This is a genomic window from Stenotrophomonas sp. INTA L402-1 (genome assembly GCF_059295135.1).
Genome location: NZ_JCAFWP010000027.1, coordinates 38,133 through 52,996, shown reverse-complemented (window position 1 = coordinate 52,996; position 14,864 = coordinate 38,133). Strand labels below are relative to the sequence as shown.

Annotated in this window: 8 protein-coding genes; all 8 read right to left on the bottom strand. The window is 66.7% G+C overall.

What is annotated here, in order from left to right; genetic code table 11:
- Positions 1–20: 20 nt before the first annotated feature.
- Entirely contained in the window at positions 21–299 is a 279-nt protein-coding gene (locus AC5O77_RS15240) for a CD225/dispanin family protein (protein ID WP_032127177.1), read from the bottom strand.
- A gap of 34 nt (positions 300–333) precedes the next feature.
- Positions 334–621, bottom strand: coding sequence for a CD225/dispanin family protein (locus AC5O77_RS15235; protein ID WP_005419784.1), 288 nt, complete (start codon positions 619–621; stop codon positions 334–336).
- Positions 622–803: 182 nt separating this feature from the next.
- Positions 804–2,693 (bottom strand): MFS transporter, encoded by a 1,890-nt coding sequence (locus tag AC5O77_RS15230; RefSeq protein ID WP_478057488.1) that lies wholly within the window; start codon positions 2,691–2,693, stop codon positions 804–806.
- 139 nt (positions 2,694–2,832) lie between these two features.
- Positions 2,833–3,627 (bottom strand): SDR family NAD(P)-dependent oxidoreductase, encoded by a 795-nt coding sequence (locus AC5O77_RS15225; RefSeq protein WP_478057487.1) that lies wholly within the window; start codon positions 3,625–3,627, stop codon positions 2,833–2,835.
- A 141-nt stretch (positions 3,628–3,768) separates the two neighbouring features.
- Positions 3,769–5,946, bottom strand: a complete 2,178-nt coding sequence (gene yccS, locus AC5O77_RS15220; protein ID WP_478057486.1) for a YccS family putative transporter — start codon at positions 5,944–5,946, stop codon at positions 3,769–3,771.
- Between the two features lie 129 nt (positions 5,947–6,075).
- A complete protein-coding gene (locus tag AC5O77_RS15215) occupies positions 6,076–8,133 on the bottom strand; it encodes a TonB-dependent siderophore receptor (RefSeq protein WP_478057485.1) in 2,058 nt (685 codons plus the stop codon).
- A gap of 337 nt (positions 8,134–8,470) precedes the next feature.
- Entirely contained in the window at positions 8,471–11,593 is a 3,123-nt protein-coding gene (locus AC5O77_RS15210) for an efflux RND transporter permease subunit (RefSeq protein WP_478057484.1), read from the bottom strand.
- 31 nt (positions 11,594–11,624) lie between these two features.
- On the bottom strand, positions 11,625–14,858 hold the full coding sequence (locus tag AC5O77_RS15205) for an efflux RND transporter permease subunit (protein WP_478057483.1): 3,234 nt from the start codon (positions 14,856–14,858) through the stop codon (positions 11,625–11,627).
- Positions 14,859–14,864: the final 6 nt, after the last annotated feature.

The window sequence follows — 14,864 nt, the reverse complement described above, 5'->3', positions numbered from 1 at the left end:
GCCGGATCCGTCCAGGCGTATCAGTAGTTGCCGTTGCTCATCGCGCCCATGCCGCCGAGCACAACGAAGAACAGCACGTACAGCACGACCAGCACGACCCAGGCGATGGCCGACCACATGGCCCACTTCTTGGCCTTGGCGGCGGAGTCCTGGGCGCCGGCGATGTCGCCGGCCGCCAGCTTGCCGTTGACCTGGGCGGCGTAGACGATCGACACGATGCCGGCCGGCAGGCAGCAGAACAGGGTGGTCAGGATCGCCCAGACCAGGTTGTTCGGGACCTGCGGAGTAGCAGTATTCATGGGTTCAAGCTCCTTGATGGGTGGTGGTGGTGAATCATTGGTCGGAAAGAGCGCCCAGTACGGCCAAGCCGCCGAACAGCCCGAACCACAACAGCAACAGGACCGGCAGGGCCACGGCCGAAGCCACCGCCCACCAGCCCGCCTTGCGCGACGCACTGTAGGCCCCCGGCAGGTCGCCGGCCGCGCGGCGGCCATCGACCTGGGAGGCGTACACGATCGACACCACGCCCAACGGCAGGCAGCAGAACAGCGTCGTCAGGATCGCCCAGACCAGATGGTTGGGGATGTAGACCGGACGGCTGAGCGGTGGTGGTTGATTCAAAGCGAGACTCCATTCCTTGGTGGCCGGCCATGATGAATCGGCCGGACCTCCCCCCTGTGGGTGCGTAATCTACCGCAACCTGCGTTGCATGTATGCGTTTACAGTCACGACATGTCGCGTACACCACTGGACGGTGACGTATGTGGGGGAGTCCGCTGGGCCCGCTCGGCGGGCCCATCTCGTCAGGCGTGATCGCCGCGCAGGGCCCGCACCTGGGCCTCCAGCACCGGCGCGCTGGTGCTGTGGCCATCCACGGCCGCTGCCGCCACCACCTCGACGGTGGCGCGGAAACGGCGCGGCACGCGCATGCGGCCCAGGCGGCTGTCGCGCCGGCTCCACATGCTCGACCACATGCCGCGCAGCGCCATCGGCACCACCGGCACCGGCCGCCGTTCGAGGATCTTCTCGACGCCGGACTTGAACGGTGCCATCGCACCATCCTTGGTCAGCGCGCCTTCCGGGAAGATGCAGACCAGCTCGCCTTCGGCCAGCGCAGCGTCGATGTCATCGAACGCGCGCTGCATCAGCGCCGGGTCTTCGCGCGCACCGGCGATCGGGATCGCCTTGGCGGTCCGGAAGATCCAGCGCATCACCGGGATGTTGAAGATCTTGTAGTACATGACGAAGCGCACCGGGCGCGGGATCGTCGCCGACAGGATCAGTGCGTCCATGTAGCTGACATGGTTGCAGACCAGCAGCGCGGCGCCCTCGTCGGGCACGTTGGCCTCGATGCCGTGCGGGCGCAGCCGGTACAGGGTGCGCACCATCAGCCAGCTGAGGAAGCGCATCAGGAATTCGGGGACGATGGTGAAGATGTAGATCGCCACCAGTGCGTTGGCGATGGCCAGCGCCAGGAACTGCTGCGGGATGGACCAGTGCAGCAGCTTGTGCGCGGCCAGCGACAGCAGGGCTGCGCCGACGATGAAGCCGGAATTCTGGATGTTCAGCGCGGCGAACACGCGCGACATCTGTGCCTTCGGCGTGCGGCTCTGGATCAGCGCGAACAGCGGCACCACGAAGATGCCGGTGAACAGGCCGATGCCGATCAGGTCGATGACGATGCGGATGCTGCCCGGCTGCTGCAGGAAGGCGCCGATGGTCAGTCCGTGCACGGTCGCTTCGCCACTGCGCGCGAAGTACAGGTCGAGCAGGAACGCAGTCATGCCGAACGCGCCCAACGGGACAAGGCCGATTTCCACCGTGCGCGCCGACAGCTTCTCGCACAGCAGCGAACCGATGCCGGTGCCGACCGAGAACAGGGCCAGCGCAAAGATATACAGGGTCGGCTCACCGCCGAGGTTGGTCACGGCATAGGCCGGCAGCTGCGAGGTCAGCACGGTGCCGACGAACCAGAACCAGGACACGCCCAGGATTGAATTGCGCACCGCCTTCTGCTGGCGCGCCATGCGCAGCACCGCCAGTGATTCGGGCAGCGGGTTCCAGTTGATCTTCAGGTTCGGGTCGCCGGCATCGACCTTGGGAATCAGGCGCGCGGCGATGTTGCCGCAGATCGCCAGGCCGATGATCGCGCAGGCCGCCACCACCGTGCCGTGGCTGCCGGCCACGGTGAACACCAGGCCGCCGACGATCATGCCGGACAGGATCGACATCGAGGTGCCCATTTCAACCAGGCCGTTGCCACCGGTCAGCTCTTCGGGCTTGAGCACCGACGGCAGCACCGAGTACTTCACCGGGCCGAACAGGGTCGACTGCATGCCGGTGCAGAACAGGGCGACCAGCAGCACCGGCAGGCTCTGAGTGAGGAAGCCGGTGGCTGCCAGCGACATGATCACGATCTCCATGGTGGTGGTGATCACGATCAGCCGCGATTTTTCCAGTTTGTCGGCGATCTGCCCGGCCAGCGCCGAGAACAGGAAGTACGGCAGGATGAAGATGGCCGGTGCCAGCGTGGCGTACAGCCCCAGTTCTTCCTCCGGTACGGCCATGAACAGCAACATGCTGATGATCGCCTGCCGGTACACGTTGTCGTTGAACGCTCCGAGTGCCTGGACGACGAAGAACGGCAGGAAACGGCGCTGGCGCAGCAGTGCGAACTGGTTGTGACCGGACATGGAGCCTCCTTGACCGGCGCAGCCTAGCATTCCTGCCTATCCGCCGGGACCATGGCGGGATGCATCCACGCATGGCGTGGATCTACTGAAGCCCCACAACTGTGGGTGCGGACCGTTGGTCCGCACACCTTGATAGGTCTCAGACGATATCGTCGACCACGCCGCCATCCACGCGCAGCGCCGCACCCGAGGTCGCCGAGGCCTGCGGCGAGGCCAGATACACCACCATGTTGGCCACTTCCTCGACCGTGGCGGTGCGCTGGATCACCGAAGACGGCCGGTGGGTCATCACGAACTCGCGGCCGATCTGCTCCAGTGGCTTGCCGCTGCGCTGGCGTTCATCTTCGAACATCGCCGCGAAACCGTCAGACAGGGTCGGGCCGGGCAGCACCGCGTTGACGGTGACGCCGCTGCCGGCCACGCGCTTGGCCAGGCCGCGCGACAGCGACAGCTGCGCGGTCTTGCTGACGCCGTAGTGGATCATGTCGGCCGGAATGTTGCGTGCCGATTCGGATGAGATGAACAGCACGCGACCCCAGCCGGCATCGACCATCGCCGGCAGCAGTGCCCGCGACAGGCGCACGCCGGACATCACATTGGTCTGCCAGTAGCGCTCCCAGGTTGCGTCTTCGGTCTCGAAGAAGTCCTCGGGGCCGAAAATGCCGGCGTTGTTGACCAGGATGTCGACCTTGGGCAGGCCTGCCAGCAGCGTGTCGACGCCGGCCGCATCGGAGAGGTCGGCGGCCACGCCGAGCACGTCGGCACCCGGAACGGCGTCGAGCAGGCGCTGGCGGGCGCGTTCGACGCTGTCGGTGCTGCGGCCGTTGAGAATGATCCGCGCGCCCGCGTTGGCCAGGCCCTGGGCAATCGCCAGGCCGATGCCGGCGGTGGAGGCGGTGACCAGCGCGGTACGGCCGGAGAGTTCAATCTTCATGGGGAATCCGGGGGAGCAGGGATCGCCCAGTATCCGCGCGGGAACGTGATCGGGGCGCATCGCCATACGCAACACACGGTTGCACGCGGTGCAGTAGATCCACGCCATGCGTGGATGGAATGTCCGACCAGCGATGAGGGATCAGGTCAGGCTGGTCACCGCCTCATTCGCCGCTGCCCGCACCTTCGGCAGCATCCGCAGCACCAGTGCCATCTGCGTACGGATCAGCTGCAGCTTCGGCGGCATCGCCTCGTCGATCTGCTCCAGCTCGGCGGCCACCGCGCGGTCCGCATCATTGTCCTCTTCCGCGACCGGTTGCCGAGCGGTCAGGGCCGTCGCCAGCTGCTGCAGCGCCTTGCGCACGCGCTCACCGGCAGCCAGCGCCAGCGGATCGCCAGCGTAGCTGTCCACCTGGTCGCGGTGTGCACCCAGCGCCGACAGGTGCCCGAGCAGTGTGTTGGACAACGCCAGGAAATGGAAACCGGCATCCAGGTTGCGGCGCACATGGCCCGGCTCGCGCAGCATGTTCGACAGCGCGGTGGACAGCGCGGCGTCGGCGTTGTGCATGTCGCGGCGGGCGATGCGGTAGGCCAGATCGTCACGCATGCCGCTGCGGTACTGGCCCAGCACCGAATCCAGGTAGCGCGCGGCGGTGTCCAGCACGCGCGCCAGCACGAGGTGCAGCTGGCGGCCCTGCCAGTCGGGCAGGATCAGGAACGCGGCGGCGGCGGCGATCGCGCAGCCCAGCAGCGTATCGACCATGCGCGGCACGATCAGCACGAAGCCATCGCCGATCAGGTTGAAGCAGGTCAGGGCCATCACCGTGATCGCCGCCGATGCCACCAGGTAGCGGTCGGTGCGGGTGAAGAAGAACAACAGTGCCGACAGCAGCGCGATCAGCAGCTGCACGTGCAGCTGCGGGAACAGCTGCAGCAGCGCCCAGGTCAGTACCAGGCCGGCCACGGTGCCGACGATGCGTTGTGCAAGGCGCTGGCGGGTCGCGCCGAAGTTGGGGCGGCACACGAACACGATGGTCAGCAGCACCCACGAGCCGTTCTGGGCGTTGAACAGCCGAATCGCCGCGAAGCCGGCGATCAGGGCCAATGCCATGCGCAGGCCGTGGCGGAACAGGACCGAGCCGGGCGTGAACTGCTGGCGCACGCGCACGCCCATCTCGCGCAGGGTGTGCGGGTTGCTGTCGCGCAGGCGGGTATCGACGTTGTCCAGGCTGGCCTCGGAACGCTCCGCATCCAGCAGGCGGCGCTCGATGCTGCGCAGGTTGTGCACCAGCAGATCCAGCGAGCCAAGCAGTCGCTGCCACTGCGGCCGCTGCTGGTCGCGCAGATAGGCCAGCGCATCGGCCAGGTCGCGCCCGGCCTGCTGGTTGCTTTCGCCATACACGAACGGACGGCGCAGGCGGATCGCCTCACCCAGCCGTGCGCAGGCCTGCCCCTGCAGGTCGAGCAGGCGCTGGCAGCGGTACAGCACATCGCTGTGGAAGAAGGCATCGACCAGCGCGCCGTACGGGTAATGCGAGGAGCTGGCGCGCTCGTGGAAATCCTGTGCCATGTAATAGAGGCGCAGGTACAGGCCGGAGTTCACGCCGGGCCGTCCGGAACGGCCGAAGCGGGCCAGGATCGCGGTCTTGGCTTCATTCAATGCACCGACCACGCGCCGGTTCTGTTCGGCCAGGTCGAGCTGGCGACGCTGCAGGTCGGCCTCGCGCACCGGCTCGAACAGTGTTGCCTTCAACTGCAGGTAGCGGCCCAGTTCAACGTACAGTCGCGCCACGCGTTCGCGTACCGGACGGTTGGCGAACAGTGCGGTCCACAGGATCGACAGCAGGCCGTACCAGACCGCACCGGCCAGCAGGTGGCTGACCGCGTCCAGCGCGCTGTGCAGGTCGCTGGCGCCATGCTGCTCCAGCCCGATCATGGTGTAGATCGCCAGCGTTACCGTGGCCTGGGCGATGGACGCGTAGCGCTCGCCGAGCGCACCCAGCAGGGTCAACCCGAAGGTGGACAGCGCCAGCGCGCCGATGAAGATCCACGGCCAGGGGAACAGCCAGATCACCGAGGCGGCGGCGAGGCAGAAGCACAGCAGCGACAGCAGTACCGCCTTGGTACGGCCCCACCAGTTGTCATCGGTCTCGGCGATGGCGCTGGCGATGATGCCGAGGAACACGCCGGGCAGGGCCGTGAGCGCGTCCAGCTGCCAACACACAGCAAGCGCTGCGGTCAGGGCGATGAACACCCGAAGGCCATAACTGGCCTTTTCGTGGGCCCACAGGCGGCTGAGGCGGGATTCGCGGGCGGACATGCAGGCTCGGTGGAAGGGGCTTCCACCATTATTGCGGGTGCGGGGTGAAATATGGAGTGCGGACCAACGGTCCGCACCCACCGTCCATGTGCGGGCCCGTCGTCCGCATGGACGGCGGGGACCGGCACCTTACATCTCCCAGCGCACGCTCACCGCGAACGTGCGCGGCAGGCCGGCGCCGGCGTTGGACCAGTACTTCCGGTTGGCCAGGTTCTCGACGCTGGCACGCAGGGTCACCGGATGGCCGGACGCCAGCAGGCGATAGCCGATGCCTGCATTGACCAGCGTGTAGTCAGGCAGCTTCAGGGTGTTGTCGGCGTCATACCAGACATCGCCGTAGTAGCGCACGGCGGCGTAGGTCTCCAGTCCATCCACCCATGGCAGCTGGTAGGTGGCATGCAGTACCCCGCTCCAGCGCGCAGCACCGGCGGTACGGTTACCTTCCTGTGCGGCGCTGCCCGGGGACAGCTTGTCGTAGGTCGGGTCCAGCCAGGTGACGCCGCCACCGATGCTCAGTGCATCGTTGAGGTGCAGGTCGGCACTGGCTTCGATGCCTTCGTACAGCGTGATGCCGTCCTGTACCAGGCGCTTGCCGGCCGGCGTGAGTTCATCAATGTTGGCGCCACGCTCCAGCCGGAACGCCGCCAGGTTGGCATTCCAGCGTGCTGCCTCGACCTTCGCGCCGATCTCGTACTGCTTGCTGATGGTGGGATCGAGCACGTCACCGGCGTTGATGTAGCTGTTGCCTACGCGGCTGCCCGCTTCGAGCGACTCGATGTAGCTGGCGTAGAGGGTGACCGCCTCGCTGGGCTTGAACATCACGGCGTAGGTCGGGGTGACCGGGTAGGTGTGGTACCGCCCCTTGGTTTCGAAGTCGTTGTAGCGCCAGCCCACCAGCACCGACCAGCCGCTGCCGAGGTTCACCGTATCGCTTGCGAACACCGCCTGCTGCACCGTCTCGTCGCCGCGGGTCATCACCCGCGAACCAACGGCGTCGTGGCGGATGGCATGGCGCTGGTACAGGTTGGCGCGGCCAATCAGGTTCCACTCGTAGGGGCGGTCCCAGCCCAGTCCGGTCTGGTGGCTGATGCCCGCCACCACCTGATGCTGAAGGGGGCCGGTGCGGAAGCTGCCCTGCAGCATCGCCTGGGCAAGCTTCCACTCGCTCTTGCCACCCAGTTCGTAGACGTTGACGTCGTAGTCGCCGTTGAGATCGTCGATGTAGGCGAAGATCTTGTTGACGTCATTCCACGAGGTGGTGACGCCGTAACTCAGGCTGGCTTTCCAGTCGCTGTTGATCTGCCAGTTCAAGCCGGTCGACAGCAGGCTGGAGCGTGTGTCGTAGTAGGTGCCGGGCACGCTGTTGTCGGTATCTCCGGCGATCGGCCGCGGCAACGAGGTCAGGCCACGGAAGTAGTACTGCGGCGATTCCTCGCGCAGGTCGCGCGACTGGAACACACCGTCGAAGGTCCAGGTGAGCGCATCGCTCAGGCGCGCGTCCAGCGACAGTGCGCCCACCTTGCGATCGACGTGTCCGCCATTGAAGGTCTCGCCTTTTTCCTGGAAGGCGTTGAAGCGGTAGCCGAACATCTGCTCGTTGCCGAAGCGGCCGCCAACGTCGATGCCGCCGCTGACGATGCCTTGTTCGCGCCAGCCCAGCTGGGCGGAGAAGGTGGGCGTGTCCGTCGGCTTCTTGGTGATGTAGTTGACGATGCCGCCGGGGGTGCCGAAGCCATACAGGAATCCGCCCGGGCCTTTCAGCAGATCGACCTGTTCCATCACTTCCAGCGGCCATTCGGTGCCCCAGGAAGAGACCTGCAGGCCATTGACCCGGTAGCTGTCGTAGTTCAGCTCCAGACCGCGGTTGCGGATGGGCGAGCTCCAGCCACTGGCATAGGCGCTGACCTGGGTGCTGACCGAAGGGTCGAGCAGGAAGGCTTCGCCCAGCGAGACCACCTGGCGCTGCTCGATCTGCTCGCGGCCAACAGCGGTGATCGCGAACGGAGTGTCGCGCAGGGCGCGGTCGCCCAGTGCGCCAGCGTCGGTATGGCTGCGTTCGGCGGTGACCTTCACCGCATCCAGATCGGTGGCGTTACGGCTGACGGCCGGCGCTTCGGCATGGGCAGCGCAGGCGGCTGACAGGGCGATGGCCAGCAGGGCCAGGCGGGGGGAACGGGAAGGCAGCATCGATGGTGGTCCTCGACGGACGGCCACAGGCCATCCGCCCACGGGTGGGGGAAGGGGCAGTGGCTGGGATCACGCAGGCTGGCCGGAGATGGCAGCGGGGCGCCGCGAAGGGGCGCAGGACCATGGCTGGATGAGAATTGTTCTCTTTTCGTTACCGTGCGTCAAACCCGGAGGTATGCGGACCAACGGTCCGCACCCACCATCCGTGCCCACGGTTCGTACCCACCATCCGCTCCCACGGTAGTGCCGGCCGCTGGCCGGCAGATTGGCTGTACGGAGAACGCCGGCCAGCGGCCGGCGCTACCAGTAGATCCACGCCCTGCGTGGATGGGCCCTTCTACGCCCGTTGCGCGCGCTTGAGCAGCTTCGCTTCGCGCCTGCGTGCGCGACGTGCGCGCCAGCGCTCGGCCAGGCAGGAGAAGATCACGTACAGCGCCGGCGTGCTGAGCAGGGTCAGGCTCTGCGAGAACAGCAGGCCGCCGATCATCGCGATACCCAGCGGACGCCGCAGCTCGGACCCTTCGCCGAGGCCGATCGCCAGCGGCACAGCAGCCAGGATCGCCACCATCGTGGTCATCATGATCGGGCGGAAGCGCACGATGCTGGCCTCGCGTGCCGCTTCGCGCGGTGCCAGCCCATGTTCCCGCTGCGCCACCAGCGCGAAGTCGATCATCATGATCGCGTTCTTCTTGACGATGCCGATCAGCAGCACCAGCGCGATCATCGAGATCACCGACAGTTCGGTATTGGTGCCGAACAACGCCAGCAGCGCACCCACGCCCGCCGCCGGCAGCGTGGACAGGATGGTGACCGGGTGGATCAGGCTCTCGTACAGCATGCCCAGCACCAGGTACACGGTCAGGATCGCGGCAAACACCAGGATCAGCATGTCGCTGGGGTCGGAGTTGAAGCCGAAGCCGGCGTCATCAGCCAGGCGGATGTCGCCGGGCATGCGCATGCCGGCCACGGTCGCGTCGATGATCGCCTTGGCCTCGCCCATGCTCACGTTCGGCGCCAGGTTGTAGCTGAGGTCCATCGTCGTGTACTGGTTCTCATGGGTGATCTGCGAAGGCGCCAGCCCCGGCACCTGCTTGGCCACCGCCGTGAGCGGCACCATATCGCCGTTGCGCGCACGCACATGCACCTCGTCCAGCGCCGCCGGAGTAGCGGTCTGCGAGGGCAGGGCGTTGACCACCACGCTGTACTGGTTGATGTCCGAATAGATGGTCGAGATCTGGCGCTGGCCGAACGCACCGTACAGGGCGCCGTCGATGGCGCCGACCGAAACACCCAGGCGGGCGGCCTTGGCACGGTCGATCTCGATGTTCTGGCGCAGCCCGGCATTGTCCACATCGGTGCCGACGTCGCGCAGCTTCGGGTTCTTCTTCAGCTCCGCCTGCAGCTTGGGCAGCCATTCCTGCAGTGACGCCAGGTCATTGCCCTGCAGCGAGATGCGGTACTGCGCGCCCTGGCTGGAGCCACCGCCATCGTTGCTGGGCAGGTCCTGGATCGCGCGCAGGCGCAGCTGCAGGTCGGGGTAGCGGTCGGCCTTGGCGCTCAGTCGCGCCAGGGCATGTGCGGTGGTTTCGCGGCGGCCTTCCTTGCGTGATTTCAGCTCGACGTTGAACTGTGCGCTGGAGCCCTGGCGACCGCTGCCCAGGCGCACACCCACGGTCTTCACCGCCGGGTCGGCCATCAGCATGTCGGTGATGCGGCGCTGGCGGGCGACCATGTCCTCGAAGGAGACGGTGGCGCTGGAGTTGGCGCGGCCCCAGATCAGGCCGGTGTCCTGCGGCGGGAACGCGCCCTTCTTCACCGCGCCGAACAGGAAGACGGTGGCACCGATCAGCAGCAGCGGCGTCAGCGACAGCAGCAGCGCATGGCGCAGCGAGAAATCCAGGAACACGGTGTAGATGCGCAGCATGCGCTCGTGGCCGGCATCCAGCCAGCGGCCGAAGCGCGACGGCGGCGCCGTGTGGTCGTGGGCGCTGAGGAAGCGGCTGCACAGTGCCGGGGTCAGGGTCAGCGAGACGATCATCGAGACCACGATGGCCGCCACCAGGGTGACGGTGAACTCGCGGAAGAACGCGCCCATCATGCCGCTGGCGAACAGCAGCGGGATGAACACCGCCACCAGCGAGGCGGTGATCGAGACGATGGTGAAGCCGATCTCGCGCGCGCCGGTCAGCGCTGCCTGCATCCGCGGCATGCCTTCGTCGAGGTGGCGCATGATGTTCTCGATCACCACGATCGCATCGTCGACCACGAAGCCGATCGCGATCACCAGCGCCAGCAGGCTCAGGTTGTTCAGGGTGAAACCCATCACGTACATCACCAGCGCGGCACCGGCCAGCGACAGCGGCACGGTCACTGCGGCGATCAGCGTGGGTGCCAGCCGGCGCAGGAACAGCGCCATGGTCAGCACCACCATCGCCAGGCTGATCAGCAGAGTGATCTGCACTTCATGTAGCGACGAGCGGATGGTCGGCGTACGGTCGAAGTACGGCGTCATCGTGGTGCCGGGCTGCAGGTAGTCGCGTAGCGAGGGGATCTGTGCCTTGACCCGGTCCACGGTCTCCACGATGTTGGCGCCGGCGCGGGTGAACACGTACATCACCACCGCCGGCTTGTGGTCGAACCACGCCGCCTGGTAGGCATCCTGCTGGCCGTCGTAGACGTTGGCGATGTCCTTCAGCCGGATCACCCGGCCGTCGCCCTGGGTCTTCACCACCAGGTCGGCGAAGTCGGCAGCGCGTGCGACCGAATCGTTGGCGATGATCGCGGTGGTCGTGTTGCCATCGCTGAGGAAGCCGGTGGGCGAGGTCACATTGGCCGCACGCACCGCGTTGCGCAGGTCATCGGCGGTCAGGCCGAGTGCGTTCATCAGGCGCAGGTTGACGTCCACACGCACCGCCGGCGTCGAGGCACCGGCGATGTCGACCGAAGCAACGCCGCTGATCTGGCGGATGCGCTGCGCCAGCAGCGAGTCGGCGACGTTGTACAGTTCGTCGGCCGACTGCGTCTGCGAGGTCAGCGCGATGGCGATCACCGGGTCGTCGTTCGGGTTCGCCTTCTGGTACATCGGCGAACCCATGCCCGAGGGCAGGTCGGCCTGCGCCGAGTTGATCGCGGTCTGTACGTCCAGCGCGGCCGAATCGATGTTGTGGCCGCTCTGGAAGATCATGAACACCAGCGAGCTGCCTTCCGAACTCGACGAGCGCATGCGGTCGATGCCGGGCAGCTGGCCGAGGTGGCGTTCCAGCGGTGCGGTGACCGTCGAGGCCATGGTCGCCGCGTCCGCGCCCGATTGGCTGGCGTGCACGAAGATCACCGGGATCTCGATGTTCGGCAGCGCCGATACGCCCAGCCGCAGGTAGCAGATCAGGCCGACCATGAACAGGCCGATGGCCAGCAACGCGGTGCCGATCGGGCGGCGGATGAAGGGACCGGACAGGTTCATCGTGCGGCCCCCCGCAGCAGCGGGGCGTGGATCATGCCTGCGGCTCCTGCAGCGAACCATCGCGCAGCGCGCGCTGTTCACGGCGGCGTGCCAGCCACTCGGAGAAGCGTTCCATGTACAGGTAGATCACCGGCGTGGTGTACAGGGTCACCAGCTGCGACAGTAGCAGGCCGCCGACGATGGCGATGCCCAGCGGGCGGCGCAGCTCCGAACCGATGCCGGTACCCAGCGCCAGCGGCAGCGCGCCGAGCATGGCCGCGGCGGTGGTCATCATGATCGGGCGGAAACGCAGCAGGCAGGCGCGGCGGATCGCTTCGTGCGCGTTGGCACCGGCGCGGCGTGCCTCGATCGCGAAGTCCACCATCATGATGCCGTTCTTCTTGACGATACCGATCAGCAGCACGATGCCAACGATGCCATCCACCGACAGGCTCAGCCCGCACAGCATCAGCGCCAGCAGCGCACCGACACCGGCCGGCGGCAGCGTGGAGATGATCGTGATCGGGTGGATGTAGCTCTCGTACAGCACGCCCAGCACGATGTAGATCACCACCAGCGAGGCCAGCAGCAGCCACACCACATCGGTCTGGCTGCCGGTGAATTCGGCGGCCTTGCCGATGAATTCGGCATGCAGGTGGGTGGGCATGTCCAGGCTGTCCTTGGTCTCCTGGATTGCACGCACGGCTTCGGACAGCGAATAGCCCGGCGCCACGTTGAACGAGACCGTCACTGCCGGCAGTTGCTGCTGATGGCTGACCACCAGCGGCGCACTGCTGACCTTGCCTTCGGCCAGTGCCGACAGCGGAATGATGCTGCCCGCGCCGACGGTGATGCCGGTGTTCTGCGCGCCGATGCCGGTAGCCGTCGATGAGTTCGACGAGGTGACCTGGCCGAAACTGGTGGCATTGGTGCCGGTCAGTGCACCGGCACCATTGGAGGCAACGGCCAGCTGTTCCATCAGCGCGGTGCTGGTGCGGAACTCCGGCGCCACTTCCAGCACAACCCGATACTGGTTGAGTTCGGTGAAGATGGTCGAGATCTGGCGCTGGCCGAACGCATCGTAGAGGGTGTCGTCGATGGTCTGCATCGGCACGCCCAGCACGCTGGCCTTGTCGCGGTCGATGTTCAGTTCAAGCGCGCGGCCCTGGTTGGACAGGTTGTTGTCGACGTCGGCCAGTTCCGGGCGCTTGCGCAGCGCTTCGGTCAGGCGTGTGGCCTGGGTGGCCACGGTCGCCGGATCGACGTCCGACAGCGAGTACTGGTACTCGGTGGCGGCCACGCGGGTATCCAGCGTCACGTCCTGGACCGGCTTCAGGTACAGGGCCACGCCCGGAATACCGGCGACGGCCTTCTGCAGGCGCGGCAGGATCTTGTCCAGGCCGTCGCGCTCGCCGCGTTCCTTCAGCACGATCGACAGCTGGCCCTGGTTGAGCGTGGGGTTCATGCTGCCCGCGCCGATGAAGGCTGACACGCCGGTCACGTCCGGGTCCTGGCGCAGCGCTTCGGCCACCTGCTTGGTGCGCTGCTCCATCTGCGGGAAGGCGATGTTCTGGTCAGCCTGGACCACGCCGGTGATCAGGCCGGTGTCCTGTTCGGGCAGCAGGCCCTTGGGAATCAGCACGTACAGCAGCACGGTCAGCACCAGTGCGCCGCCGGCCACGGCCAGGGTCAGGCGCTGGTGGTCCAGCACCCAGTCCAGACTGCGCTCGTACAGGCCGACGGTGCGCGTCCACAGGTTCTGCTTGCCGGCCGCCGCCGCACGCTCATGTGCGTCCTCGCCTTCGGGCAAGGCGTCGGGCTTGAGCAGGTAGGCGCACATCATCGGGGTCAGCGTCAGCGAGATCAGCATCGACAGCATGACGGCGATGCTCAGCACCCACGCGAACTCGTGGAACAGGCGGCCGGTGACGCCGGGCATCAGCAGCAGCGGCAGGAACACCGCCACCAGCGAAACGGTCAGCGACAGCACGGTGAAGCCGATCTGGCGCGCACCGATTTCGGCCGCTTCCTTGCCACTCTTGCCCTGCTCGATGTAACGCACGATGTTCTCGATCATCACGATCGCATCGTCGACCACGAAGCCGGTGGCCACCACCAGCGCCATCAGCGAGAGGTTGTCCAGCGACATGCCGGCAAAGGCCATCACCGCGAAGGTGCCGGCCAGCGACAACGGCACCGCCACCGAGGGAATGATCGTGGCCCACAGGCGGCGCAGGAACACGAAGATCACCGCCACCACCAGGCCGATGGTCAGGATCAGGGTGAACTGCACCTCATGCACCGAGGCGCGGATGGTCTCGGTACGGTCGTTGAAGATCTCCAGGTGCACGTCGGCTGGCAGCACGCCCTGCAGCTGCGGCAGGATCGCGCGGATGCGCTCGACGGTCTGCACGATGTTGGCGCCGGGCTGGCGGCGCACTTCCAGCAGCACCGCCGGCTTGCCATCGGCCCAGGCGGCCAGCTGGTCGTTCTCCACGCCATCAACCACTTCGGCCACGTCGGACAAACGCACGGGACGTCCGTTCTTGTAGCTGATGATGGTGTCGCGGTACTCGGCGGCACTGGTGAGCTGGTCGTTGGTACCAATGCTGTAGGACTGGGTCTTGCCGTTCAGCGAACCCTTCGGCGCGTTGACGTTGGCCTGGGTCAGCGCGCTGCGCAGCTGCTCCAGGGTCAGGCCCATGTTCGACAGCTGGGCCGGATTGACCTGGATGCGCACGGCCGGGCGCACGTTGCCGGCGATCGAGACCAGGCCCACGCCCTGCACCTGCGACAGGCGCTGGGCCAGGATCGAGTCGGCGTAGTTGTTGACGTCGCGCAGCGGGCGCGTGTCAGAGGTCAGTTTCAGGGTAACGATGGCCGCGTCGGCCGGATTCACCCGGTTGTAGACCGGCTGGTAGGGCAGCGACGAGGGCAGGGTGGCCTGGCGGATCGCCGCCTGCACGTCCTGCGCGGCAATGTCGATGTTCCGGTCCATCGAGAACTGCAGGATGATCGTGGACAACCCGGCCGACGAGTCGGAGGTCATCAGCTCCAGCCCGGAGATCTGCCCGAACTGGCGCTCCAGCGGCGTGGTGACCAGCGAGGCCATGGTGGTGGCGTTGGCGCCGGGGTACTGGGTGGTGACCACCAGGCTGGGCGCATCGATTTCCGGCAGCGCCGACACCGGCAGCTTGCGGTAACCGAGGATGCCCAGCAGCAACAGGCCCGCCATCAGCAGCGAGGTGGCGATGGGGCGGCGGATGAAGATCGTCGAAAAGCCCACGGACTG

Excerpts from the sequence above, each read along its gene's own strand:
- AC5O77_RS15240 (WP_032127177.1), bottom strand. The coding sequence starts at position 299 with ATGAATACTGCTACTCCGCAGGTCCCGAACAACCTGGTCTGGGCGATC.
- AC5O77_RS15230 (WP_478057488.1), bottom strand. The coding sequence starts at position 2,693 with ATGTCCGGTCACAACCAGTTCGCACTGCTGCGCCAGCGCCGTTTCCTG.
- AC5O77_RS15225 (WP_478057487.1), bottom strand. The coding sequence starts at position 3,627 with ATGAAGATTGAACTCTCCGGCCGTACCGCGCTGGTCACCGCCTCCACC.
- yccS (WP_478057486.1), bottom strand. The coding sequence starts at position 5,946 with ATGTCCGCCCGCGAATCCCGCCTCAGCCGCCTGTGGGCCCACGAAAAG.
- AC5O77_RS15215 (WP_478057485.1), bottom strand. The coding sequence starts at position 8,133 with ATGCTGCCTTCCCGTTCCCCCCGCCTGGCCCTGCTGGCCATCGCCCTG.
- AC5O77_RS15210 (WP_478057484.1), bottom strand. The coding sequence starts at position 11,593 with ATGAACCTGTCCGGTCCCTTCATCCGCCGCCCGATCGGCACCGCGTTG.